Genomic DNA, 24,119 nt, shown 5'->3' with positions numbered 1-24,119 from the left:
GTGCCCGTGATCCGAGTCGCCATCGCCGAGGACTCGGTCCTCCTGCGCGAGGGCCTGGTCCGCCTCTTCGAGGACGCGGGGTTCGCCTCCGTCGGCGCCTTCGGGGACGCGGACGCCCTGCTCGCCGATCTGGCGCGGGACCCGGCCGGCGTCGACGTCGCCGTGCTCGACGTCCGGATGCCGCCGACCTTCCGCGACGAGGGCGTCCGCGGGGCGCTGGAGATCCGCCGGCGCTACCCGCAGGTGTCGGTCCTGCTGCTCAGCCAGTACGTCGAGGTCACCTACGCGCAGGAGCTGCTCGGCTCCGGCGACGGCGGACTCGGCTACCTCCTGAAGGACCGGGTCGCCTCCGTGGAGGAGCTGCGCGACGCCGTCGAGCGCGTCGCGGCGGGCGGAACCGTCCTCGACCCGCAGGTCGTCGCCTCGCTCCTGCAGCGCAACCGCGACCCGCTCGCCTCGCTGACCCCGCGGGAGCGGGAGGTGCTGGAGCAGATGGCCCAGGGGCGCACGAACGCGGGCATCGCCTCTGCTCTCTTCGTCGGCGTGGGCGCCGTGGAGAAGAACGTGACCGCGATCTTCCAGAAGCTCGGGCTCGAGGACTCGGGCTCCGACCACCGGCGGGTGCTGGCGGTCCTCGCCTTCCTGCGCGCCGGGCGCTGACCACCGGAGAAGAGGAGAACCCGATGCCGTCGAGTCCTGCGGAGGGCGCCCGCGTCCTCGCCCTGACCGGGGGACGCGCCCCGGAGATCGCCGACACCGCGTGGGTCGCTCCGGGCGCCACCGTGATCGGCTCCGTGCGCCTGGGGGAGCGGGCGAGCGTCTGGTACGGCGCCGTCCTGCGCGCGGAGCACGCGCGGATCGAGCTCGGCGCCGGCAGCAACCTCCAGGACGGCGTCGTCGTCCACGTCGACGCCGACTACGACGCGGTCATCGGCGCCGGAGTCTCGGTCGGGCACAACGCCGTGCTGCACGGCTGCACCCTCGAGGACGACGTGCTGGTCGGCATGAGCGCGACCGTCCTGAACGGGGCCGTCATCGGCACCGGCTCGCTGATCGCCGCGGGCGCCGTCGTCCTCGAGGGGACGGTCGTCCCGCCGGGCTCGCTCGTGGCGGGCGTCCCCGGGAGGGTCCGGCGGGAGCTGACGGAGGAGGAGCGCGAGGGCATCCGCCGGAACGCCGCCTCGTACCTCGCCCTGACGGAGGAGCACCGCGGCGCGGTCGGCTGAGCACGCCTGGAACGACGAAGAGCCCCGGACATCCGGGGCTCTTCGAGAGGAGAGGGGCTGACGAGAATCGAACTCGCATCATCTGTTTGGAAGACAGAGGCTTTACCACTAAGCTACAGCCCCGAATCGCTGGTCTGACGACCGCGAACCGGTGCGACCGGGTCTCTCGACCGGGCACCAGGACAGCGTAGTACATCGCGCGAGCACCGTGGACACCCCGGTCGTCCTCCGCCGCGCGGTTCCGGTCGCCGCTGCCGCGGTGCAGTACACTTGCGAAGGCCATTTCGGCGTGTCGCGCAAGCGCACGTGCGAGGACGGCTCGACGAGAGTCTCACGCACGGTGCCCAGGCCCGCGCATCCGGGGCGTAGCTCAGCTTGGCTAGAGCGCCCGCTTTGGGAGCGGGAGGTCGCAGGTTCGAATCCTGTCGCCCCGACCACGAGTACTCATCGTGACGACATCGACCCGTGACGACCGTCATCCGGCGCCGACACCAACCAGCACAGGAGATCCCCTCACGTGAAGACCACGGTAGAACAGCTGAGCCCGACCCGCGTGAAGCTCGCGATTTCGGTCACCCCGGACGAGCTCGGCCCCAGCATCACGCACGCCTACGGCCACATCGCCGAGCAGATCAACGTCCCCGGCTTCCGCAAGGGCAAGGTCCCGCCCGCCATCGTCGACCAGCGCGTCGGCAAGGCCGCGGTGCTCGAGCACGCGGTCAACGAGGGCCTCGACGGCTTCTACCGCGAGGCCGTCCGCGAGACCGAGGTCCGCCCCCTGGGCCGCCCGCAGGCCGACATCGTCGCCTGGCCGAGCGACAAGGACTTCACCGGCGACCTCGAGCTCGCCATCGAGGTCGACGTGCGCCCCGAGATCACCGTCCCGGACTACGACGGCATCGAGCTCACCGTCGAGGCGGCCGAGGTCACCGACGCCGACGTCGACGCCGAGCTGGACAAGCTCCGCAGCCGCTTCGGCACCCTGGTCACCGTGGACCGCCCGGCGAAGACCGGCGACTTCGCGCAGATCGACCTGGTCGCCTCCATCGACGGCGTCGAGGTCGACACCGCCAACGCCATCTCGTACGAGCTCGGCTCGGGCGAGCTGATCGAGGGCATCGACGAGGCGCTCGACTCGCTCACCGCGGGCGAGAGCACCACGTTCACCGCTCCGCTGCTCGGCGGCGACCACGCCGGCGAGCAGGCCGAGATCGCCGTCGCGCTCACCGCCGTCAAGGAGCGCGAGCTCCCCGAGGCCGACGACGACTTCGCGCAGATCGCCAGCGAGTTCGACACCATCGCCGAGCTGCGCGAGTCGCTCAAGGAGCAGGCCGCTCAGCAGAAGACCTTCGGCCAGGGCGGCGAGGCCCGCGAGAAGCTCGTCGAGGCGCTGCTCGCCCTCGTCGAGGTCCCCGTGCCCGCCGGTCTCGTCGAGGACGAGGTGCACCGCCACCTCGAGGGCGAGAACCGCCTCGAGGACGACGAGCACCGCGCCGAGGTCAAGGAGGCCAGCGAGAAGACCTTCAAGACGCAGATCCTCCTCGACCACGTCGTCGAGCAGGAGAAGGTCCAGGTCAGCCAGGACGAGCTCACGCAGTACCTCATCCAGGGTGCGGCGCAGTACGGCATGGAGCCGAACGAGTTCATCAAGATCCTGTCCGAGAACAACCAGATCGGCCAGATGGTCGGCGAGGTCGCCCGCAACAAGGCGCTCGCGATCGTCCTCGGCAAGGCGAAGGTCACCGACACCGAGGGCAACGCCGTCGACCTGACCGCGTTCACCGCGGTCCCCGGTGACGACGAGGCCGTCGAGGCCTCCGACGAGGCCGTCGCCTCGGACGAGACCGAGGTCGCGGAGGAGGCTCAGGCCGACGCCGACGCCGAGGACCCCGCCGAGCCCGTCGCCGAGGAGCCCGCCGCCGAGGAGGAGCCCGCCCCGGCCCCCAAGAAGAAGCGCGCGCCGGCCAAGAAGAAGGCCGCCGCTCCCGCCGAGGAGACCCCGGCCGCGGAGTAGTCGCCGCGAGCACGTCAGGAGCCGCCCCCCGATCCGTCGGAGGGCGGCTCCTCTCGTTGGGGGGGCTCCGGTCCGCCCCGGGCGAACACGGGCGACTCCCGCTCCGCCCCGGGCGAACACGGCCGGATCGGCCTGGCGGCGTCCGATAGATTCGCCTCCGAAGCGACAACTGAAACGGAGCAATACATGGCCGACATGGTTATGCCCAACAGTGTTTTCGACCGCCTGCTCAAGGACCGGATCATCTGGCTCGGTTCCGAGGTGCGCGACGAGAACGCGAACGAGATCGCCGCGAAGCTCCTGCTCCTGGCAGCCGAGGACTCCGAGCGGGACATCTACCTCTACATCAACTCGCCCGGCGGCTCCATCACCGCGGGCATGGCGATCTACGACACGATGCAGTTCGTCCCGAACGACATCGTGACCGTGGGCATCGGGATGGCGGCCTCCATGGGCCAGCTGCTCCTCACCGCCGGAACCCAGGGCAAGCGCTACATCACCCCGAACGCGCGGGTGCTCCTCCACCAGCCGCACGGCGGCTTCGGCGGCACGGCCTCCGACATCCAGACCCAGGCGCAGCTCATCCTCGACATGAAGAAGCGCCTCGCCGAGATCACCGCCAAGGCGACCGGCAAGACCGTCGAGCAGGTCAACGAGGACGGTGACCGCGACCGCTGGTTCAGCGCCGAGGAGGCCCTCGCCTACGGCTTCGTGGACCACATCCGCTCGTCGGCGACCGACGTGGCCGGCGGTGGCGGAACCGCCATCGACGAGTAGTCCAGCGAACGCGCCGAGAGATCAGGAACAGACAATGACCACACCCACCTTCGGCGGAACGGCGTTCGGCTCCGGAGCCGCACCGTCCTCGCGCTACATCCTCCCCACGTTCGAGGAGCGCACGGCCTACGGCTACAAGCGCCAGGACCCGTACGCCAAGCTCTTCGAGGACCGCATCATCTTCCTCGGAGTCCAGGTCGACGACGCCTCCGCGGACGACATCATGGCCCAGCTCCTCGTGCTCGAGAGCCAGGACCCGGACCGCGACATCGTCATGTACATCAACTCGCCCGGTGGCTCCTTCACCGCGATGACGGCGATCTACGACACGATGCAGTACATCCGCCCGCACATCCAGACGGTCGTGCTCGGCCAGGCCGCCTCGGCCGCCGCCGTGCTCACCGCCGCGGGAACGCCCGGCAAGCGCCTCGCGCTGCCGAACGCGCGCATCCTCATCCACCAGCCCGCCGTGCAGCAGGGCGGGGGCCAGGCCTCGGACATCGAGATCCAGGCCGCCGAGATCATGCGCATGCGCGAGTGGCTCGAGGAGACGCTGTCGCACCACTCGAACCGCTCGATCGAGCAGGTCAAGAAGGACATCGACCGCGACAAGATCCTCGGCGCGAGCGACGCGCTCGAGTACGGGCTGATCGACCAGGTGCTCACCAGCCGCAAGAGCCTCCCGGCTCTCACGGCGTAGGGCGTCCAGGAGGGGCCGGGTGGCGGAGCGATCCGCCGCCCGGCCCCTCTCTGCGTCCTCCGTCGCCGTAGCAAAGCGCCACACGAGGCGCAAGGCACGGCGAATCCGGCCCGCCTGCCGAGCCCTCGCGGCTCAGCGGCTAGGCTCGGAGCAGTGTCAGGGGGCTCGTCCCGCTCGCACCGGCCGGAGCTCCGGGCTCCGTTGCACGACCGACCGACGCACGACAGACGCACGACAAGGAAGTGGGGCATCCCCGTGGCACGTATTGGCGAAAGCGCCGACCTGCTGAAGTGCTCCTTCTGCGGCAAGAGCCAGAAGCAGGTCCAGCAGCTCATCGCGGGACCGGGCGTCTACATCTGCGACGAGTGCGTCGAGCTCTGCAACGAGATCATCGAGGAGCGCCTCTCCGAGTCGAGCGAGGAGACGAGCCACGAGTTCGACCTCCCGAAGCCGAAGGAGATCTTCGGCTTCCTCGAGGAGTACGTGATCGGGCAGGAGCAGGCCAAGAAGGCCCTCGCCGTCGCCGTGTACAACCACTACAAGCGCGTGCGGGCCCGCAACACCATCACCGCCGCCGACGCGATCCACGACGAGGTCGAGATCGCCAAGAGCAACATCCTGCTCATCGGCCCCACGGGCTGCGGGAAGACCTACCTCGCCCAGACCCTCGCGAAGCGCCTCAACGTGCCCTTCGCTGTCGCGGACGCCACGGCCCTCACCGAGGCGGGCTACGTCGGCGAGGACGTCGAGAACATCCTCCTCAAGCTCATCCAGGCCGCCGACTACGACGTCAAGCGTGCCGAGACCGGCATCATCTACATCGACGAGGTCGACAAGATCGCGCGGAAGGCCGAGAACCCCTCGATCACGCGCGACGTCTCGGGCGAGGGAGTGCAGCAGGCGCTGCTCAAGATCCTCGAGGGCACCGTCGCCTCCGTGCCCCCGCAGGGCGGGCGGAAGCACCCGCACCAGGAGTTCATCCAGATCGACACGACGAACGTCCTCTTCATCGTCGCCGGCGCCTTCGCCGGACTCGAGGACATCATCTCGTCGCGGGCGGGCAAGCGCGGCATCGGCTTCGGCGCCCCGCTGCACAACAAGGAAGACGAGATCAACATCTTCAGCGAGGTCCTCCCGGAGGACCTGCACAAGTTCGGGCTGATCCCCGAGTTCATCGGGCGCCTCCCCGTCGTCACGACGGTCACGCAGCTCGACCAGGACGCGCTCATGCAGATCCTCACCGAGCCGCGCAACGCGCTCGTGAAGCAGTACCAGCGGATGTTCGAGATCGACGGCGTCGAGCTCGAGTTCGACCGGGGCGCTCTCGAGGCCATCGCGGACCTGGCGGTCCTCCGCCAGACCGGAGCTCGCGGACTGCGCGCCATCCTCGAGGAGGTGCTCGGCCCGATCATGTTCGAGGTGCCCTCCTCGGACGAGGTGGCGCGCGTCGTCGTCACCCGCGCCGCGGTGCTCGACAACGCGGCCCCGACGATCGTGCCCCACGCTCCCCGTCGCCAGGAGAAGAGCGCCTAGTCGCTCCCCGCCCCGCTCTGCCAGTTCACCGCGATTGGCCCGGCGGATCGTCGGGCGATGCGCTCCCGCTTCCCTAACCTGGCGGAGCGCGCCGACGGCGCGTCCGGTCGCCTCGGTGCCGGTCGATCCTCCGGGAGGCTCCGCCATCGTCCAGCCGCTGCTCGCCGGGATCGTCGCCGCCCTGACCGGCTTCTCGAGCTCGTTCGCGATCGTGCTCGCCGGGGTGGTCGCGGTGGGCGCCACCGACGCGCAGGCCGCGTCGGGCCTCCTCGCGGTCTGCGTGCTGCAGGGGGTCCTCTGCATCGTGCTGAGCATCCGCTACCGCGTGCCGATGACCTTCGCCTGGAGCACGCCGGGCGCCGCCCTGCTGGCCGCGACCGCGGCGCTCCCCGGCGGCTTCGACCGCGCGGTCGGGGCGTTCCTGGTCGCCTCCGCTCTGCTGGTGGTCACCGGGCTGTGGCCGACGCTCGGGAGGCTGGTCGCGCGCATCCCGCGGCCGCTCGCGAACGCCATGCTCGCGGGCATCCTGTTCCCGCTCGTCCTGGCGCCGGTGCGCGCTGCGGTCGAGATCCCCGCGCTCGCGCTGCCGGTGATCCTGCTCTGGCTGCTGCTCCTGCGGCTCCTGCCCCGCTGGGCGGTGCCGGCCGCGATCGCCCTGGCGATCGTGCTGCTGATCGTGACGGACGGCGCGGCACTCGTCGGTGCGCCGCTGCTCCCCGTGCCGCAGTTCGTCGCTCCGGTGTTCGAGATCGGAGCGATGGTCGGGATCGGCCTGCCGCTCTACGTGGTCACCATGGCCGGGCAGAACATCCCGGGCATCGCGGTGCTGACGAGCTTCGGTTTCGCGGCCCACTCGCGTCCCGGGATCGTCTCGACCGGTGCTCTCTCCGGGGTCTCGGCGGTCTTCGGCGGAGTGCCGATCAACTACGCCGCGCTCAGCGCCGCGCTGACCGCGGGTCCCGAGGCCTCGCCGAGGCCGGAGCAGCGCTGGGTCGCCTCGGTCTCGGCGGGCGCCTCCTACCTCGTGCTGGGCGTGTTCGCCGGAGCGGCCGCCGCGCTGGTGTCCTCCGCGAGCCCGCTGCTGATCGAGGCGGTCGCCGGTCTGGCGCTGCTGGGGGTGTTCGTGTCGGCGGTGCAGGCCGCTGTGGAGGACGCGCGGCTGCGGCTGCCGGCGGCGGCGACGCTCCTGGTCACCGCCTCCGGCACGACCATCGCGGGGATCGGCTCGGCGTTCTGGGGCCTGGTCGTGGGACTCGTCCTCCTCGCCTGGCTCGTCCCCCGGCGCCGCTAGAGGAGGCCGCGGCGCGCGAGCAGCGGCTCGGTCCGCGCATCCCGCCCGCGGAACGCGCGGTACGCGTCGAGCGGATCGCGGGAGCCGCCGAGCTCGAGCACCCCGCGGCGGAAGCGCTCGCCCGCCGAGCGGTCGAGGCCGCCGTTCTCCTCGAACCACTCGACCGTGTCCGCGTCGAGGATCTCGCTCCAGATGTAGGAGTAGTAGCCCGCGGAGTAGCCGCCGGAGAAGACGTGCGCGAAGTACGTGCTGCGGTAGCGGGGCGGCACGGCGGGAAGGAGGAGGCCCGCGCCGTCGAGCACGTCGCGCTCGAAGGCGGCCGCGTCGCGCGGCTCGACCGGGGCCGGCAGGGAGTGCCAGGCGAGGTCGAGCAGGGCGGACGCCAGGTACTCGCTCGTCGCGAAGCCCTCGCCCCACAGCGCGGACGCCTCGAGGCGCTCGACGGTCCCCGCGGGCAGGGCTTCGCCGGTCTCGACGTGGCGGGCGTACTCGGCGAGGAGCCCGGGGCGGCGCACCCACGTCTCGTTCACCTGGCTCGGGAACTCGACGAAGTCCCGGAACACCGCGGTACCGGCGAAGCGCGGGTACCGCGTGCTCGCGAACAGGCCGTGCAGGGCGTGCCCGAACTCGTGGAACAGCGTCTCGACCTCGTCGAGGCTGAGAAGGGCGGGCTCGCCCGCGCCCGGAGCCGACAGGTTCAGGTTGTTCACGACGACGGCGGAGTCGCCGAGCAGCGAGGTGCGGCTGGACAGGGAGTTCATCCACGCCCCGCCGCGCTTCGAGTCGCGGGTGAAGGGATCGAGCAGGAACAGGCCCAGCGGCGTCCCGTCCTCCTCGTGCACCTCGAACACGCGGACGTGCTCGCTGTAGCCGGCTAGGTCGCTCCGCTCCGAGAAGCGGACGCCGTAGAGACCGGTGGCGGCGGCGAACACGCCGCGGCGGAGCACCCGCTCCAGCTCGAAGAAGGGACGCAGTGCGCTGGAGTCGACGGAGTAGCTCTCCGACCGCACGCGCTCCTCGTAGTAGGCGCGATCCCACGCCTCGATCGTGAAGCGCGGCGCTCCGGCGGCGTCCTGCTCGGCGTCGGCGGAGGCCTGCATCCGCTCGAGTTCGATCCCCGCGTTCCGGGCGGCGGGAGCGGCGAGCTCGCGCAGCAGCGACAGGACGCGCTCCGGCGAGCCCGCGGTCTGGCCCGAGATCACGAACTCGGCGTGCGAGGCCGCGCCCAGCAGAGTTGCGCGCTCGGCCCGCAGCGCGACGATCTGCTGCAGGGTCGCGGTGGTGTCGTGCGGCCCGCCCTCCGCACCGCGGCCGACAGAGGCGCGCAGGACGCGCTCGCGGACGCCGCGGTCGCGCAGACGCGCGAGCCAGGGGTGGCCGGAGTAGAGGGGCAGGGTGATCAGCCAGCCGTCGACACCGCGGTCGGCGGCGGCGCGCGCGGCGGCCGAGACGTCGGACTCGTCGAGCCCGTCGAGGCCGGCGACGTCCTCGAGGAGGACCGCCCGGTCGTTCGACTCGGCGAGCAGGTCCTTCTCGAAACGCGTGGTCAGGGTCGAGAGCTGCTCGTTCAGCTCGCCGAGCCGTGCCTTCCCCGCGTCGTCGAGGAGCGCACCGGAGCGCTCGAACCCGGTGATCCTCCGCTCGAGGAGGTAGGCCGTCTCGGCGTCGAGGTCGAGCTCCGACGACTGCTCGGCGAGGATGCGGAGCCGCGCGAAGAGGCGCGGGTCGAGGCTGATCGCATCGCTGTGGGCCGAGAGCAGCGGAGCGAGCTCGGCCTCCAGAGCGTCGGTGAGCGGAGTGCGGTCGGAGGCGGCGACGGTGAAGAAGACGGCGCTCACCCGGCTCAGCTCGCGGCCCGCCCGCTCGAGGGCGACGAGGGTGTTCTCGACGGTCGGCGGCTCGGAGGCGCCGGCGATCGCGTCGATCTCGGCGCGGTGCCGGCGGAGGGCCTCGAGGAACGCCGGGCGGTAGGCCTCGGGGTCGACGGCGGCGAAGTCGGGGAGCCCGTGGGGGAGTCCGCTCGGCTCGAGCAGGACGGCGACGGGATCGGGAGCGCTCATCCTGCGAGCCTAGAGCGCGAGCGGGGGAAAGGGCTCCGACTCAGGATCGCAGGACGCGCGCGCTCACCGGGATCGGCGACCGCGCCGCGAAGGGGCGTCAGGCCCAGTCGTCGTCGTCCTCGCCCTCCACGCGGCCCTGCGGCTGAGTGATGTAGGCAGCGTCCTCGCCGGGGCGGTAGGTGATCGTCGTGCCGTCGTCGAGTTCGAGGACGGGCCTGCCCTCGAGCCAGGTGAGCGTCCAGCGCCAGTCGGCGGTCGCCGTGCCGGCCGCGGCGAGCTCGCCCTCGACGTCGCCGATGGCGGTGACGACGATCTCGGGGAGGGTCTGCGGCGGCACTTGGCCGACCGACCAGCGGGTTCCGGGCTGCATGGGAGGGGTCCTCTCGACGGTGGGGAGGGAGGCGGGACGGTTCCCGCCTCCCGGGAGCGGCGCTACGCCTCGGTCTCGAGCTCGATGCCGACTGCGAGGGCGTCGCCCTCGGCGAAGTCGAGCGCCGCGATCCTGCCGACGGCCGCGAGGTCTCCCGCGGCGAGCCGGAGGGACGCGACGAGCTCGGCGGGCGCCGTCACCAGGGCGGAGCGGGCCGGCGTCTTCTGCGAGGCCTTCGCATCGGTCTTCGCGCGCCGGATGGCCGTGAGGACCGAGCTCGCCGCGGCCAGGACGGCGGGGTCGCCGCCCAGGCCCTCGACGGTCGGCCAGGGGCGCAGGTGCACCGAGTCGTCGTGCGACCACGACCAGGTCTCCTCCGTCGCGAACGGCAGGAACGGCGCGAACAGGCGCTGGAGGACGTCGAGCGCCCGGTGCAGGGCGGCGGCGGCGGACGCGCCGTCCTCGCTGTACGCGCGCTCCTTCACCAGCTCCAGGTAGTCGTCGCAGAACGTCCAGAAGAACGCCTCCGTCGTCTCGAGGGCGCGGGCGTGGTCGTAGTTCTCGAGCGCCGTCGTCGCGTCGGCGACCACGGTGTCGAGGGTGGCCAGCATGCTGAGGTCGAGCGGGTCGGTGACCTCGGCGCCCTCGGCGAGAGGGAAGCCGTGGATGAATTTCGCCGCGTTGAGGATCTTGATCGCCAGTCGGCGGCCGATCTTGATCTGCGTCGGGTTCTGCGGATCGAAGGCCGCGTCGGTGCCCAGGCGCGAGGAGGCGGCCCAGTAGCGGACCGCGTCCGAGCCGTGCTGCTCGAGCATCGCGGCGGGAGTGACCACGTTGCCCTTCGACTTCGACATCTTCTTGCGGTCGGGGTCGACGATGAAGCCGGACACGGTCGCCGTGCTCCACGGGGCGCGGCCGTCCTCGAGCTGCGAGCGCAGGAGGGTAGAGAAGAGCCAGGTGCGGATGATGTCCTGGCCCTGCGGGCGCAGGTCGTAGGGAGCGACCAGCTGCCAGAGCTCGTCGTCGCGCTCCCAGCCGCCCGCGAGCTGCGGGGTCAGCGAGGAGGTCGCCCAGGTGTCCATCACGTCGAGCTCGCCCTGGAAGCCGCCTGCCGCTCCGCGCTGGTCCTCCGAGTAGCCGGGGGCCGGGTCGCTGGAGGGATCCACCGGCAGCGCCGCCTCGTCCGGCACGATCGGGGAGTCGAAGACGGGGTTGCCGTCGCCGTCGAGCGGGTACCACACCGGGATCGGCACGCCGAAGAAGCGCTGGCGCGAGATCAGCCAGTCGCCGGAGAGGCCGTTCACCCAGTTCTCGTAGCGGACGCGCATGAACTCCGGCACGAAGCGCACGTCGCGGCCGAGCTCCAGCAGGCGCTCCTTGAGCACCGCGTCGCGAGCGCCGTTGCCGATGTACCACTGGCGGGTCGACACGATCTCGAGCGGCTTGTCGCCCTTCTCGAAGAACTTGACCTGGTGCGTGATGGGGCGCGGGTCGCCGACCATCTCGCCGGACTCCTTCAGCAGCGCCACGACGGCCTGCTTCGCGGAGAAGACGGTCTTGCCGGCGAGCTGCTCGTAGGCGGCGCGGCCCGCGTCGCTCGTGATCGCGGCGGGAGCCTCCGAGATCAGGCGGCCGTCGAAGCCGATGATCGCGCGGTTCGGCAGGTCGAGCTCGCGCCACCAGACCACGTCCGTGATGTCGCCGAAGGTGCAGATCATCGCGATGCCCGAGCCCTTGTCCTTCTGCGCGAGGTGGTGCGCGAGCACCGGGACCTCGACGTCGAAGAGCGGCGTGCGGACGGTGGTGCCGAACAGCGCCTGGTAGCGCTCGTCGTCGGGGTGCGCGACGAGGGCGACGCAGGCGGGCAGCAGCTCGGGACGGGTCGTCTCGATGAAGACGTCCTCGCCGCCCTCGCGGTGGAAGCCGAGGCGGTGGTAGGCGCCGGGCTGGTCCTTGTCCTCGAGCTCCGCCTGGGCGACGGCGGTCCGGAAGGTGATGTCCCAGAGCGTCGGGGCCTGCGCCTGGTAGGCCTCGCCTCGGGCGAGGTTGCGGAGGAAGGCGCGCTGCGAGGCGGCCTGCGACTCGTCGCCGATGGTCCGGTAGCTCTGCGACCAGTCGACGGACAGGCCGAGGGCCCGCCAGACGTCCTCGAACTGCTTCTCGTCCTCGACGGTGAGGCGCTCGCACAGCTCGACGAAGTTGCGGCGCGAGATCGGCTTCTGGTCGGCGGCCTTGCTGCTCTTGTTGTCGCCGCCCTCGAACGGAGGCGTGAAGCCGGGCTCGTAGGGGAGCGTCGGGTCGCAGCGCACACCGTAGTAGTTCTGCACGCGGCGCTCGGTGGGCAGGCCGTTGTCGTCCCAGCCCATCGGGTAGAAGACGCTCTTGCCGCGCATCCGCTGGAACCGCGCGACGACGTCGGTGTGCGTGTAGGAGAAGACGTGCCCGATGTGCAGCGACCCGGACGCGGTGGGCGGCGGGGTGTCGATCGAGTAGACGTCGGCGCGGGTGAGGCCGGTGCGGTCGAACCGGTAGGTCCCGTCGGTCTGCCAGCGGAGGCCCCACGTGCCCTCCAGGCCCTCGAGGGCGGGCTTCGCGGGGAGGCGGTCGGCGAGGGTCATGATGCTCCGGTTCGCTATGGGCGGCACCGTGTCGGTGGTGATGGTGCCTGGATGGGGGCTCCGGGGCGAGTCGCCCGCCGGCCGCGACGATTCTACCGGAGCGGCGGGAGCCGGGTCAGTCGACGACGGGGGTGAAGCCGGGTCAGTCGACGACGGGGGTGAAGCCGGCGCGGACGGGCGCGAGCGCCTCGTCGAGATAGGGCACGAGCTCGCCGCGGGTGGGGCCCGCCGCGGCCCACGCCTGCACGGCCGCCACCGCGGCTCCGACGCTCGCGTAGGCGATGGCGCGCGAGAGGTGCGAGGGCAGCGGGCGCGCGCTCCGCTCCTCCACGAAGCGGGCGATGACGGCCGCCTGCCGGGCGAGGCGGCCGAGGGCCGACGCCTGCAGCTCGTGGACGCTGCCGATCATCTCGGACTGGGTGAGCACCCACGGCACCGTCGCGGGTCCGAAGCCGGAGCCGATCGCGAGCAGCGCGTCGCCGAGCGCGTCCATCACCGGCGCCTCTGCCGCCGTCTCGGCCAGCGCTTCCGGGAGCTCGGCCAGCCGGTCGTCGACCAGCACCCAGAAGACGTCGCTCTTGGACTCGAAGTAGTTGAAGAAGGTGTTGCGCGAGACCCCCGCCCGCTGGGCGATCTGCTCGATCGTCGTGCCCGCGTAGCTCTGCTCGACGAAGAGGTCCAGTGCGGCGTCCTCGAGCATGGAGCGCGACGACGCGCGGGGCCGTCCGCGCTGCACTCCTCGCACCATGAACCGCTCCTGCTCCGCTTCCCCCGACGCGCTAGGATAGCGCCGGACGACTTCGACCCGGCCATCACCGGTGAGTCTCCGGAAGAACGGCGCCGGCTCCGGCCTGCGCCCAGTAGACCCGGACGGGTGCGGCCCGTGACAGCCGATCGAGTGGGAACGCGTCAGCGGGCACTCCTCCGGGAGCGACCGGCCGACCGGTCCAAGCGAGGTGGTACCGCGACCCGGCCCGGGGTCTGAGATCCGGGCGGGCCGTCCTCGTGCAGACCAGCAGCACTGCCAGGAGACCGCACGTGACCTACCCCCTGACCCCGCCCACCCCGCACGGAGCCGAGCCCGCCGAGGGCTCCGCGTTCGGCCGGGGCGTGTCCCCGTCGCCGCGCTTCCCCGAGATCGAGGAGCGCGTGCTCGCGTACTGGAAGGCGGACGACACCTTCCAGGAGTCGATCCGGCAGCGCGAGGGAGCGCCGGAGTGGGTCTTCTACGACGGCCCGCCCTTCGCCAACGGCCTGCCGCACTACGGGCACCTCCTCACCGGCTACGCCAAGGACGTCTTCCCCCGCTTCGAGACGATGCGCGGACGCCAGGTGCACCGCCGCTTCGGCTGGGACACCCACGGCCTGCCCGCCGAGCTCGAGGCGGAGCGGCAGCTCGGCATCACCGACAAGTCCCAGATCGAGGAGATGGGCGTCGCGGCCTTCAACGCCGCCGCGAAGGAGTCGGTGCTGCGCTACACCGGGGAGTGGCAGGACTACGTCACCCGCCAGGCGCGCTGGGTCGACTTCGACGACGACTACAAGACGCTCGACCCCACCTTCATGGAGTCGGTGATCTGGGCGTTCAAGCAGCTCTACGACAAGGGCCTCGCCTACGAGGGCCACCGCGTGCTGCCGTACTGCTGGCGCGACCAGACGCCGCTCTCGAACCACGAGCTGCGGATGGACGACGACGTCTACAAGATGCGCCAGGACCAGACGGTCACCGTCACCTTCCCGCTGGTCGGCGAGACGGCGGAGGCGCTCCAGCTGACGGCGGTCCGCGCTCTCGCGTGGACGACGACGCCGTGGACGCTGCCGACGAACCTCGCGCTCGCCGTCGGGCCCGACATCGAGTACGCGGTCGTCCCCGCCGGCCCGAACGGCGCGGCCGACGGCAGGGGCGAGCCCGAGGAGCGCGAGCTCTCGGCCGAGTACCTGCTCGCCATCGACCAGGTCGGCGCCTACGCGAAGGACCTCGGCTATCCGGACGCGGAGTCGGCCCTGGCCGCCGTCTCGCGCACGCACCGCGGCTCCGAGCTCGAGGGGATCAGCTACGACCGCCTCTGGGACCACTACGCGGACACCGAGGCCTGGGGCACGCAGAACGCGTGGCGCATCCTCGTCGCCGACTACGTGACGACCAGCGAGGGCACCGGCATCGTGCACCAGGCGCCCGCCTACGGCGAGGACGACCAGAAGGTCTGCGAGGCGGCGGGCATCCCCGTCATCATCTCGGTCGACGACGGCGGCCGCTTCCTGCCGCAGATCAGCGAGGTCGCCGGCCTCCAGGTCTTCGACGCGAACAAGCCCCTCACGCAGCTCCTGCGCGCGGGCCACCGGCTGCTCCGCCAGGCGAGCTACGAGCACTCGTACCCGCACTGCTGGCGCTGCCGCAACCCGCTGATCTACAAGGCGGTCTCGAGCTGGTTCGTCCGCGTCACCGCGATCCGCGACCGCATGGAGGAGCTCAACCAGGAGATCACCTGGGTCCCCGAGAACGTCAAGGACGGCCAGTTCGGCAAGTGGCTCTCGGGCGCGCGCGACTGGTCCATCAGCCGCAACCGCTACTTCGGCTCGCCGATCCCGGTGTGGAAGAGCGACGACCCGGAGTACCCGCGGATCGACGTCTACGGCTCGCTGGACGAGCTGGAGCGCGACTTCGGCGTGCGCCCGGACGACCTGCACCGGCCGTTCATCGACGAGCTGACCCGCCCGAACCCCGACGACCCGACCGGGCGCTCGACGATGCGCCGGATCAGCGACGTCCTCGACGTCTGGTTCGACTCCGGATCGATGCCCTTCGCCCAGGTGCACTACCCGTTCGAGAACGCGGACTGGTTCGACACCCACAACCCGGCGGACTTCATCGTCGAGTACATCGGGCAGACGCGCGGCTGGTTCTACACGCTGCACGTGCTCTCCACCGCGCTCTTCGACCGCCCGGCGTTCCGCAACGTGGTCAGCCACGGCATCGTGCTGGGCAACGACGGGCAGAAGATGTCCAAGTCGCTGCGCAACTACCCGGACGTGGCCGAGGTCTTCGACCGCGACGGCTCCGACGCCATGCGCTGGTTCCTGATGTCGAGCCCGGTCCTCCGGGGCGGCAACCTCGTCGTGACGGAGGAGGGCATCCGCGAGGGCGTCCGCCAGGTGCTGCTGCCGCTGTGGAGCACCTGGTACTTCTTCTCCCTCTACGCCAACGCCTCGGCGGGCGGCGGCTACGAGGCGACCAGGCGCACCGGCTCCGAGGACGTCCTCGACCGCTACCTGCTGGCCAAGACCCGCGATCTGGTCGAGACCGTGACCGGCCGGCTCGAGGCGCTGGACTCCACGCTCGCGGCCGCCGCGCTCCGCGACTTCAGCGACGTGCTCACGAACTGGTACGTGCGCCGCTCCCGCGACCGCTTCTGGCAGGGCGTCGACGAGGACGGCCGCGGATCGGAGGCGTTCGACACGCTCTACACGGTCCTCGAGACCGTGTGCCGCGTCGCCGCCCCGCTCCTGCCTCTCGTCACGGAGCAGATCTGGCAGGGCCTGACCGGCGGCCGCAGCGTCCACCTCACCGACTGGCCGGAGGCGGACGAGTTCCCCGCCGACCCGGCGCTCGTGCACGCGATGGACGCGGTCCGCGGCATCTCGTCCACCGCGCTCTCCCTCCGCAAGCAGGCCGGGCTCCGCGTCCGCCTGCCGCTCGCGCGCCTGACCGTGGTGGTCGCCGACGCCGCCGAGCTCGCGCCGTTCGAGGCGATCCTCCGCGACGAGCTGAACGTGAAGGAGGTGTCGCTGGTGCCGCTGGTCTACTCCAGCGCCGCCGACTACGGCGTCACCTCCCGTCTCGCGGTCAACGCGCGCGCCGCCGGGCCCCGGCTCGGCAAGGGCGTGCAGACCGTGATCAGGGCCGCCAAGGCCGGCGACTGGAGCGAGACGGATGGCGTCGTCACCGCCGGCGGCGTCGAGCTGGTCGAGGGCGAGTACGAGCTCACGCTCGAGGTCGGCGGCTCGGCCGGCGACGACCGCGCCATCGCCCTGCTCCCGCGCGGGGGCTTCGTGCTCCTCGACACGGCGACCACCCCCGAGCTCGAAGCGGAGGGGCTCGCCCGCGACCTCATCCGCGCGGTGCAGGACGCCCGCAAGGCGGCCGGGTTCGAGGTCAGCGACCGGATAGTCCTGGAGGTCGTGCTCGACGAGCCGAGCCTGCAGGCGCTCGAGCCGCACGCGCTCTGGATCGCGGAGGAGACCCTCGCGACCGGATGCGCGTTCACTCCGCTCACCACGGCTCTCGAGGGCGGCGAGGGCGCGATCGCCTTCGGCCCCGCGGGCACCGCCATCATCCGCGTCGAGAAGGTCGAGGCCGCCGATGTCTGATCCGTTCGAGCCGGACGACGCCGACCGCGCGGCCGCCGACGCCGTCTACGCCGCGCTGCTGGAGCGCCTGGGCGAGGCGAGCGTCCGCCCGCGCCTCGCTCCGACCCGGCGCGCCGTCGAGATCCTCGGCGACCCGCAGCGCGCCTACCCGGTGATCCAGATCGCCGGAACCAACGGCAAGACCTCGACCAGCCGGATGATCGAGAGCCTGCTGCGCGCCCACGGGCTGCGGGTGGGCCTGTTCACCAGTCCGCACCTCGAGCGCTTCAATGAGCGCATCGTCATCGACGGAGAGCCGATCTCGGACCGGAGCCTCGCCGACAACTGGCAGGACGTCGAGCCGTACCTGCGGATGACCGACGCCGAGCTGGCCGAGCAGGGCGAGGCGCCGCTGTCCTTCTTCGAGGCGATCACCGTCCTGGCCTACGCGGCCTTCGCCGACGCGCCGGTCGATGTGGCCGTCGTCGAGGTGGGGATGGGCGGCGAGTGGGACTCGACGAACGTCGCCGACGCGCAGGTCGCCGTCTTCACGCCGATCGCCCTCGACCACACCGACCGCCTCGGCTCGACGATCGAGGAGATCGCGCGCACCAAGTCGGGCATCGTCAAGCCGCTCGCCTCGGTGGTCTCCGCGAGGCAGGTCCCGGAGGCGGAGGCGGTGCTGCGGCACGCGGCCGAGGCCACCGAGTCGACGATCGTCGTCGAGGGGGCGGAGTTCGACGTCGAGTCGACGACCGTCGCCGTCGGCGGCCAGGTCGTCACCGTCCGGGGACTCGTCACCACGTACGAGCAGCTGCTGCTGCCGTTCTTCGGCGACCACCAGGCCGAGAACGCCGCCGTGGCCGTCGCCGCGGTCGAGACGTTCCTGGGAGGCGGGACGCAGGAGCTCACCGGCGACGTCCTCGACGAGGGCTTCGCCGCCGCGACCTCCCCGGGCCGCCTGCAGCTCGTCGGACTTGCTCCGCGCACCGTCGTCGACGCGGCGCACAACCCGCACGGGGCCGCGTCCCTCGCCGCCGCTCTCGGCCGCTACTTCGATTTCGACCGCGTGACGGCCGTCCTCGGTGTGCTGGCCGAGAAGGACGCCGAGGGGATCCTCCAGGAGCTCCGCCCCGTGGTGGACGAGCTGATCGTGACCACGGCGCCGAGCGATCGGGCGATGCCCGCCGAGGAGCTCGCCGCGCTCGCCCGCACCGTGTTCCCGGAGGAGGCGGTCCGCGTCGCCGACGACCCGCTGGGTGCTCTCACGGCCGGTCGCGTCCTCGCGGCGCGCACCGACAAGGGCGCCCTGCTGGTCACGGGCTCGATCACCCTCGTCGGCCGCACGATCACCGCGGCCCGCGACGAGAACTGGCTGGGCGCGTGAGGGCCGGGCGCCCGCGGCGCTCGCGGACCGTCCGGGAGAGCCTCGGCTCGATCGTGCTCGGCTTCGAGGCGGTCATCGTCTTCCTCGCCACCCTGGTGGCCTTCGGGCTGAAGGCGGCCGATCCCGTGATCGTGCTGGTCGGGGGAGCGGTGGTCTGCCTCGCGCTCGTCGCCACTCTGGGCCTGCTGAACCGGCCGGTCGGCTTCCGCATCGGCTGGGTGCTGCAGTTCGTTATCGTGGCCTCGGGCCTGCTGGTCCCGATCATGTACGTGATCGGCGCCGCCTTCGTGGCGCTGTGGACGTACTGCATGGTGACCGGCACCCGCCTCGACGCTCAGACGCGCCGGGCGGCGGAGCCCACCGACCCCACCGAAGGAGACCGCTGAACCATGGCCACTCAGGAGACCCTCGTCCTCGTCAAGCCCGACGGCGTCGCCCGCAACCTCACCGGCGAGATCCTCCGCCGCATCGAGGCGAAGGGCTACTCCCTCGTCGACGTGAAGCTCGTCGAGGCCGACCGCGAGCTGCTCGCCGCCCACTACGCCGAGCACGAGGGCAAGCCCTTCTACGAGCCGCTCGTCGAATTCATGGAGAGCGGCCCGATCGTCGCCCTGCGCATCGCGGGCGACCGCGCGATCGAGGGCTTCCGCGCCCTCGCCGGCACCACCGACCCGACCACGGCTGCTCCCGGCACCATCCGCGGCGACCTCGGCCGCGACTGGGGCCTCAAGGTCCAGCAGAACCTCGTGCACGGGTCCGACTCCGAGGAGTCGGCCGCGCGCGAGCTCGGCCTCTGGTTCGCCTGAGCCGCTCGGCCGCCTGCCTCTGACGACGTCCGTCAGAGGTAGGCGAGCACGTTCAGCCTCACCTGCGCGACCACCGCGATCAGCAGGTAGCAGAGCAGCGTGATGAACGGCACCCAGCCGTAGGCGGCACCGGCGAAGCGGCGCACCCCGGCGGGGACGGGGAACACGCCCTCACGGAGGTTGCGGAGCGTCACCAGCCAGAAGCCCGGGATGACGACGGCCCAGGTGAGCATGCACCAGGGGCAGAGCGTTCCGAGCGCGAAGACGCTCGTCGCGATGAGCCAGCCCACGAAAACCAGGGCCAGCAGGAAGCCGACGTTGAAGGCCGCCCAGAACCACCGGTCGAACCGGGCGCCTGCGAGCAGGCCCAGCCCCACCACGATCGGCGCGATCCAGGCCGCCAGGCCGATGAGAGGGTTCGGGAAGCCGAAGACCGCGCCCTGCGCCGAGTTCAGGTTCGCACTGCACTGCACGAGCAGGCTGAAGTCGCAGCCGAGGCCCGCATCCGGGTTCTCGAGAGCGGCGAACTTGTCGTTCGTGAGGGCGAAGGCGGCGGTCCAGCCGATCACGCCGAGGACGATCAGCAGGACGGCGAAGACGACGGGGCGCTGCTGGGTGGGGGCGTCGCGCACCCCGGGATCGCTGGACACCGGGGGATTATGGCACGCGCCGGATCGGCGCCTCTGGGAATGCGTGCGATAATCGGAGCCGTCGGTCCGGGGGACCCCGCATCGACGCGAAGAAGGTTTACCGGGCGAGTACCGGGCCACAGGAGATCGACAGCGTTCCGCGAATGGACGCGCCGGGTCTCCGCTCCGCCGGGAGTCGACCGCAGGTCGCACCGCGGAGGAGCGCGTGTCGGATAGTCAGTTCCGAGAGTGCAGCTGCAACCGGAGTCCCGCGCCACGAGCGCGACGGGACCGGGGGAGCGGAAGGATTCGCGGCGGGCCGAGGCCCCTCGCACGAGAGAAGCATCCGGGAAGACGACGCGGCGGACGACCCGGCCGAGGAGTGCACCAGGAATGGTGGAAGACAACAGTACGAGCGGATCCGATCCGGACCGCGACGAGCCCCGCAGCGGGGCCAGGAAGATCAGCCGCCTCTTCGGTGGCCGCCGGGCGACCCGGCGGACCGAGTCGAGCGCGCCAGCGACAGGGGAGACGATCATCGACAGCAACGAGACCGACCAGACCGGAGCCGAGGGCACCGAGCTGCCCGAGACCGGGAGCGCCGCGGAGGCGGCCGAGCCGTCGACGTCGACGGGCGCGGTGTTCTTCAACGCCCTCCCGCAGACCCCGGGCGCCGAGCAGGAGGAGCCGCGACGGCCCGCACTGCCGAGCCCGTCGCTGCTGTTCCAGGCGCCGGTCCTGCCCGACTACGTCGAGCTGGCTCCGCTGCCTCCCCGCGGTGCGCCGCTGGGCGTCCAGGAGGAGCGCGAGAGCCCGGCCGAGGAGCAGGGCTCCGTCCGCCGCCGCTCGCGCCGCCGCAGCGGCGAGAGCGAGAGGTCCGGCTCCGACGACCCCGAGAACACCGTCGTCCGGGTCCGCCAGCCGCGCGAGCAGCGCGAGGCCCGCGAGCCCGAGCTCATCACCGAGCCGCAGCGCATCAAGGGCTCGACCCGCCTCGAGGCCAAGAAGCAGCGCCGCCGCGACGGCCGCGACGCCGGCCGGCGCCGCACGGTCGTCACCGAGTCCGAGTTCCTCGCTCGCCGGGAGGCCGTCGACCGCGTCATGGTCGTCCGCTCGAAGGAGGACAGCATCCGCATCGGCGTGCTCGAGGACGGCGTCCTCGCCGAGCACTACGTCGCCCGCTCGCAGGAGGCGTCGCTCATCGGCAACGTCTACCTCGGCCGCGTGCAGAACGTCCTCCCGAGCATGGAGGCCGCCTTCGTCGACATCGGACGCGGGCGCAACGCCGTGCTCTACTCGGGCGAGGTCGACTGGGACGCCGCGAACAACGCCGGCGGCCCCCGCCGGATCGAGCTCGCGCTCAAGCCCGGCGACCGGGTCCTCGTCCAGGTCACGAAGGACCCCGTCGGCCACAAGGGCGCCCGTCTCACGAGCCAGATCTCGCTCCCCGGCCGCTACCTCGTCTACGTGCCCAACGGTTCGATGAACGGCATCTCGCGCAAGCTCCCGGACACCGAGCGCGCCCGCCTGAAGAAGATCCTCAAGGAGGTGCTGCCCGAGAACGTGGGCGTCATCGTCCGGACCGCGGCCGAGGGCGCCACGGAGGAGCAGCTGACCGTCGACGTCGAGCGCCTGACCGCGCAGTGGACGGCTCTCAGCGCGAAGGCCGCGAGCGGGCAGGCTCCCGCTCTCCTGCACAGCGAGCCGGACCTGCTGATCAAGATCGTCCGCGACGTCTTCAACGAGGACTTCGAGAAGATGGTCATCGCCGGCGACGACGCCCGCGAGACCATCGAGCTCTACCTCAGCCAGGTCGCCCCCGATCTGCTCGAGCGCGTCGAGGTCTACACGGGTGAGAAGGACGCGTTCGACGAGTTCCGCATCACGGAGCAGATCGAGAAGGCGCTGGAGCGCAAGGTGTGGCTGCCCAGCGGCGGCTCGCTCGTGATCGACCGCACCGAGGCGATGACGGTGGTCGACGTCAACACCGGCAAGTTCGTCGGCTCGGGCGGGAACCTCGAGGAGACGGTCACGAAGAACAACCTGGAGGCGGCCGAGGAGATCGTCCGCCAGCTGCGCCTGCGCGACATCGGCGGCATCATCGTCGTCGACTTCATCGACATGGTGCTCGAGTCCAACCGCGACCTCGTGCTCCGCCGCCTGGTCGAGTGCCTGAGCCGCGACCGGACGAAGCACCAGGTCGCCGAGGTCACCTCGCTCGGCCTCGTGCAGATGACCCGCAAGAAGCTGGGCCTGGGCCTGCTCGAGACCTTCAGCGAGAACTGCGAGATCTGCGCCGGGCGCGGCGTCATCGTCCACCACGACCCCGTGCTCAAGCACCGGTCGACCGCCGCTCCGCAGCAGGAGCAGCGCCGCCGGGGCAAGGGCGGCGAGCAGCAGCCCGCCGCCTCCGGGCGCTCGAACGGCGGGCAGAACGGGCAGGGCGCGCCGGCGACCAAGCCGGTCAGCACCCACGCCATCACGGACGACGCGAAGAACGCGCTCGCGCAGATCGCCGCCAGCACCATCCACCCCCAGGCCGTGCGCCAGGCGGCGGAGGAGGCGGCCGCGCTGGTCGAGGACGCCGCCGAGACCGTCGAGGCCATGGCGCCGGAGGAGTCCGCCACGGCACCCGAGGAGCAGCCGTCCGAGCCGAGCCGTCGCGGCGAGCGTCCCGCCCGGGGCGAGCGCCGTCGTCGCAGCCGCGACCGCGAGCCGCGCCAGGAGGCCGCCGAGACGGCGGCCGTCGAGTCGGCTCCCGTCGAGACCCCGGTCGAGAAGGAGATCGAGCCGGCCGCTGCCGCGCCGATCCTCGACATCCCGATCGCGCCGGTCACGCCTCCGCGCCGCGTCCGCAGCGAGGTCGCCGAGCACCTGCTCGACTCCGTGCTCGACGCTCTGCCGGCCCCGAAGCAGCCCGGCCAGGGCCGTGCGAAGAGCCGGCGCGTCACGACGGCCGCGCTCACCGGAGTCGCGGTCATCCCCGAGCAGACCCCGCGCCGCGCCGACCAGTAGCGCGACCCGGTGTCAGGAGGGCCCGGTGCCCGGCGAGAGCCGGCGCCGGGCCCTCTCGGCGTCCCGGTCGCGCCCGCGGACGCGGAGCCCGCTCCGCCTCAGCCGCTCGACCAGCTCCCGCGCGCCGACGGGGACCGCGCCCGCGGCGACGAGCTCGTCGATCCGCTCCTCGGGCACGTCGTAGTGGTCCAGGTCGAAGCCGCGCTCGGGCACGCCGAGACGGCGCGCGAAGTCGTGGAGCTCCTCGAGCGAGACGTCGCTCACGAGGTGCGCCCACAGCCGGCCGTGCGCCGGCCAGCGCGCGGCGTCGACGAGGATGGCCATTCCCCGATCGTAGGCGGCGCGCCGTCCGTCCACGCGCCTCCTCCTCGACTATCGTGACGGGGTCGCCGGTCGGGTGGACACGGCTTCGCAGTCGTGTGCGTTTGACCGTGGAGCGCGGATCCCGTACTCTTGACCGTTGGTGTGGCGCGATCCATGTGCTCACGCAGATTTCCGTTGTCGCTCCGCCCCTCACGGGGCGCGGGCCGCGGTGCCGGTTCCCTCGTGTCGTGAGGAGACGGGTAAGAACCGGAAGACCGGGGCTCAGCCCCGTCCCTACAAGCCCCGGACGAGGCCTCCGCTCCGTCCAGACGAGAAACAGGTACGAGAAGTGGTTTACGCAGTTGTGCGCGCCGGCGGTCGGCAGGAGAAGGTCGAGGTCGGCACCATCGTGACGATGGACCGCGTCAAGGCCGACGAGAACGGCACCGTGCAGCTTCCTGCCGTGCTGCTCGTCGACGGTGAGTCGATCACCTCGGACGCGGCGACCCTCGCGGGCGTCACCGTCACCGCCGAGGTGCTCGAGGACCTCCGTGGTCCGAAGATCATCATCCAGAAGTTCAAGAACAAGACCGGTTACAAGAAGCGCCAGGGGCACCGTCAGGACCTCACGCGCGTCAAGGTCACTGGCATCAAGTAGTCCTGCAAAGGAATTGAGCTGACCTGCGGAGCGAGCCATCGCCCTGCAGGGCAACAGCACGGGGCTGCGGCCCCCCGGTCTCGAGGAGATGAGAAATGGCACACAAGAAGGGCGCGAGCTCCACTCGCAATGGTCGCGACTCGAACGCGCAGCGTCTCGGCGTCAAGCGCTTCGGCGGCCAGGTCGTGAACGCGGGCGAGATCATCGTCCGCCAGCGCGGCACCCACTTCCACCCCGGCGCGAACGTCGGACGCGGTGGCGACGACACCCTGTTCGCCCTCTCGGCGGGCGCTGTCGAGTTCGGCAGCAAGGGCGGCCGCAAGGTCGTCAACATCGTGGCGGCCGCCCAGTAGGGTCGACCTCCTCGGCCGCACAGGCACAGGAC

Annotated in this window: 20 protein-coding genes and 2 tRNA genes; 15 read left to right on the top strand and 7 right to left on the bottom strand. The window is 71.6% G+C overall.

What is annotated here, in order from left to right:
• Complete coding sequence (locus C5C95_RS11090; protein WP_104223696.1) at positions 1-660, top strand: response regulator transcription factor; 660 nt, start codon at positions 1-3, stop codon at positions 658-660.
• 23 nt (positions 661-683) lie between these two features.
• A complete protein-coding gene (locus C5C95_RS11085; protein ID WP_104226728.1) occupies positions 684-1,226 on the top strand; it encodes a gamma carbonic anhydrase family protein in 543 nt (180 codons plus the stop codon).
• Positions 1,227-1,278: 52 nt separating this feature from the next.
• Here the strand turns inward: C5C95_RS11085 and C5C95_RS11080 are convergent.
• A tRNA-Gly gene (locus C5C95_RS11080) sits at positions 1,279-1,349 on the bottom strand.
• 236 nt (positions 1,350-1,585) lie between these two features.
• On the opposite strand from C5C95_RS11080, the gene C5C95_RS11075 reads away from it, so the two are divergent.
• The 6 genes from C5C95_RS11075 to C5C95_RS11050 all read left to right on the top strand — a co-directional run bounded on the left by C5C95_RS11075 (position 1,586) and on the right by C5C95_RS11050 (position 7,541).
• Positions 1,586-1,663 (top strand) — tRNA-Pro (locus C5C95_RS11075).
• Between the two features lie 80 nt (positions 1,664-1,743).
• Entirely contained in the window at positions 1,744-3,240 is a 1,497-nt protein-coding gene (gene tig / locus C5C95_RS11070) for a trigger factor (protein ID WP_104324442.1), read from the top strand.
• 186 nt (positions 3,241-3,426) lie between these two features.
• Entirely contained in the window at positions 3,427-4,017 is a 591-nt protein-coding gene (locus tag C5C95_RS11065; protein WP_097165884.1) for an ATP-dependent Clp protease proteolytic subunit, read from the top strand.
• A 34-nt stretch (positions 4,018-4,051) separates the two neighbouring features.
• Positions 4,052-4,717 carry an ATP-dependent Clp protease proteolytic subunit gene (locus C5C95_RS11060; protein WP_068253282.1) on the top strand — a complete coding sequence of 222 codons (666 nt, stop codon included), beginning with the start codon at positions 4,052-4,054 and terminating at the stop codon, positions 4,715-4,717.
• A 255-nt stretch (positions 4,718-4,972) separates the two neighbouring features.
• Positions 4,973-6,250 carry an ATP-dependent Clp protease ATP-binding subunit ClpX gene (gene clpX / locus C5C95_RS11055; protein ID WP_104247278.1) on the top strand — a complete coding sequence of 426 codons (1,278 nt, stop codon included), beginning with the start codon at positions 4,973-4,975 and terminating at the stop codon, positions 6,248-6,250.
• 115 nt (positions 6,251-6,365) lie between these two features.
• A complete protein-coding gene (locus tag C5C95_RS11050; RefSeq protein ID WP_104324441.1) occupies positions 6,366-7,541 on the top strand; it encodes a benzoate/H(+) symporter BenE family transporter in 1,176 nt (391 codons plus the stop codon).
• Here C5C95_RS11050 and C5C95_RS11045 read toward each other — a convergent pair.
• The 4 genes from C5C95_RS11045 to C5C95_RS11030 all read right to left on the bottom strand — a co-directional run bounded on the left by C5C95_RS11045 (position 7,538) and on the right by C5C95_RS11030 (position 13,337).
• Complete coding sequence (locus C5C95_RS11045) at positions 7,538-9,601, bottom strand: M3 family metallopeptidase (protein ID WP_104324440.1); 2,064 nt, start codon at positions 9,599-9,601, stop codon at positions 7,538-7,540. The two genes, C5C95_RS11050 and C5C95_RS11045, sit on opposite strands and share 4 nt — an antisense overlap.
• Before the next feature lie 97 nt (positions 9,602-9,698).
• Positions 9,699-9,971 (bottom strand): hypothetical protein, encoded by a 273-nt coding sequence (locus C5C95_RS11040; protein WP_104324439.1) that lies wholly within the window; start codon positions 9,969-9,971, stop codon positions 9,699-9,701.
• Positions 9,972-10,033: 62 nt separating this feature from the next.
• Positions 10,034-12,589, bottom strand: a complete 2,556-nt coding sequence (gene valS, locus C5C95_RS11035; protein ID WP_104250566.1) for a valine--tRNA ligase — start codon at positions 12,587-12,589, stop codon at positions 10,034-10,036.
• Positions 12,590-12,731: 142 nt separating this feature from the next.
• The gene (locus tag C5C95_RS11030) at positions 12,732-13,337 is read right to left on the bottom strand and encodes a TetR/AcrR family transcriptional regulator (RefSeq protein WP_104223688.1); all 606 of its coding nucleotides are present in this window, start codon (positions 13,335-13,337) and stop codon (positions 12,732-12,734) included.
• Positions 13,338-13,627: 290 nt separating this feature from the next.
• Between C5C95_RS11030 and ileS the strand changes: the two genes are divergently transcribed.
• From ileS to ndk, 4 genes are read left to right on the top strand one after another with little or no spacing between them, the layout of a single operon-like run.
• Positions 13,628-16,957 carry an isoleucine--tRNA ligase gene (gene ileS, locus C5C95_RS11025; protein ID WP_374954315.1) on the top strand — a complete coding sequence of 1,110 codons (3,330 nt, stop codon included), beginning with the start codon at positions 13,628-13,630 and terminating at the stop codon, positions 16,955-16,957.
• On the top strand, positions 16,950-18,323 hold the full coding sequence (locus C5C95_RS11020) for a folylpolyglutamate synthase/dihydrofolate synthase family protein (protein WP_104324438.1): 1,374 nt from the start codon (positions 16,950-16,952) through the stop codon (positions 18,321-18,323). The genes ileS and C5C95_RS11020 overlap by 8 nt, the downstream gene beginning before the upstream one ends.
• Positions 18,320-18,709 carry a DUF4233 domain-containing protein gene (locus C5C95_RS11015; protein ID WP_258060376.1) on the top strand — a complete coding sequence of 130 codons (390 nt, stop codon included), beginning with the start codon at positions 18,320-18,322 and terminating at the stop codon, positions 18,707-18,709. Before C5C95_RS11020 ends, C5C95_RS11015 begins: the two co-directional genes overlap by 4 nt.
• Before the next feature lie 3 nt (positions 18,710-18,712).
• The gene (gene ndk, locus C5C95_RS11010; protein WP_104324437.1) at positions 18,713-19,129 is read left to right on the top strand and encodes a nucleoside-diphosphate kinase; all 417 of its coding nucleotides are present in this window, start codon (positions 18,713-18,715) and stop codon (positions 19,127-19,129) included.
• 32 nt (positions 19,130-19,161) lie between these two features.
• Here ndk and C5C95_RS11005 read toward each other — a convergent pair whose 3' ends face one another.
• Positions 19,162-19,779, bottom strand: coding sequence for a vitamin K epoxide reductase family protein (locus C5C95_RS11005; protein ID WP_258066381.1), 618 nt, complete (start codon positions 19,777-19,779; stop codon positions 19,162-19,164).
• Between the two features lie 372 nt (positions 19,780-20,151).
• Here C5C95_RS11005 and C5C95_RS11000 point away from each other — a divergent pair, with 372 nt between their 5' ends.
• Entirely contained in the window at positions 20,152-22,773 is a 2,622-nt protein-coding gene (locus C5C95_RS11000; RefSeq protein WP_104324436.1) for an Rne/Rng family ribonuclease, read from the top strand.
• Positions 22,774-22,785: 12 nt separating this feature from the next.
• On the opposite strand, the gene C5C95_RS10995 is transcribed toward C5C95_RS11000, so the two are convergent.
• Positions 22,786-23,097 carry a DUF4031 domain-containing protein gene (locus tag C5C95_RS10995; RefSeq protein WP_104226718.1) on the bottom strand — a complete coding sequence of 104 codons (312 nt, stop codon included), beginning with the start codon at positions 23,095-23,097 and terminating at the stop codon, positions 22,786-22,788.
• Positions 23,098-23,425: 328 nt separating this feature from the next.
• Here C5C95_RS10995 and rplU point away from each other — a divergent pair, with 328 nt between their 5' ends.
• Both rplU and rpmA read left to right on the top strand, forming a co-directional pair.
• The gene (gene rplU, locus C5C95_RS10990) at positions 23,426-23,734 is read left to right on the top strand and encodes a 50S ribosomal protein L21 (protein ID WP_104223682.1); all 309 of its coding nucleotides are present in this window, start codon (positions 23,426-23,428) and stop codon (positions 23,732-23,734) included.
• A 95-nt stretch (positions 23,735-23,829) separates the two neighbouring features.
• Positions 23,830-24,087 (top strand): 50S ribosomal protein L27, encoded by a 258-nt coding sequence (gene rpmA / locus C5C95_RS10985; RefSeq protein WP_068209107.1) that lies wholly within the window; start codon positions 23,830-23,832, stop codon positions 24,085-24,087.
• Positions 24,088-24,119 lie beyond the last annotated feature (32 nt).

Origin of the sequence: Rathayibacter sp. AY1B7 (assembly GCF_002932735.1) — a bacterium.
GTDB lineage: Bacteria > Actinomycetota > Actinomycetes > Actinomycetales > Microbacteriaceae > Rathayibacter.
The sequence above is the reverse complement of the archived record's forward strand: the minus strand, read 5'-3'. Positions and strand labels throughout refer to the sequence as shown.

Bases quoted from the DNA above. Each gene is read 5' to 3' on its own strand.
- C5C95_RS11085 (WP_104226728.1), top strand. From the start codon at position 684: ATGCCGTCGAGTCCTGCGGAGGGCGCCCGCGTCCTCGCCCTGACCGGG.
- C5C95_RS11065 (WP_097165884.1), top strand. From the start codon at position 3,427: ATGGCCGACATGGTTATGCCCAACAGTGTTTTCGACCGCCTGCTCAAG.
- C5C95_RS11060 (WP_068253282.1), top strand. From the start codon at position 4,052: ATGACCACACCCACCTTCGGCGGAACGGCGTTCGGCTCCGGAGCCGCA.
- C5C95_RS11045 (WP_104324440.1), bottom strand. From the start codon at position 9,601: ATGAGCGCTCCCGATCCCGTCGCCGTCCTGCTCGAGCCGAGCGGACTC.
- C5C95_RS11040 (WP_104324439.1), bottom strand. From the start codon at position 9,971: ATGCAGCCCGGAACCCGCTGGTCGGTCGGCCAAGTGCCGCCGCAGACC.
- valS (WP_104250566.1), bottom strand. From the start codon at position 12,589: ATGACCCTCGCCGACCGCCTCCCCGCGAAGCCCGCCCTCGAGGGCCTG.
- C5C95_RS11030 (WP_104223688.1), bottom strand. From the start codon at position 13,337: ATGGTGCGAGGAGTGCAGCGCGGACGGCCCCGCGCGTCGTCGCGCTCC.
- C5C95_RS11020 (WP_104324438.1), top strand. From the start codon at position 16,950: ATGTCTGATCCGTTCGAGCCGGACGACGCCGACCGCGCGGCCGCCGAC.
- ndk (WP_104324437.1), top strand. From the start codon at position 18,713: ATGGCCACTCAGGAGACCCTCGTCCTCGTCAAGCCCGACGGCGTCGCC.
- C5C95_RS11000 (WP_104324436.1), top strand. From the start codon at position 20,152: ATGGTGGAAGACAACAGTACGAGCGGATCCGATCCGGACCGCGACGAG.
- C5C95_RS10995 (WP_104226718.1), bottom strand. From the start codon at position 23,097: ATGGCCATCCTCGTCGACGCCGCGCGCTGGCCGGCGCACGGCCGGCTG.
- rpmA (WP_068209107.1), top strand. From the start codon at position 23,830: ATGGCACACAAGAAGGGCGCGAGCTCCACTCGCAATGGTCGCGACTCG.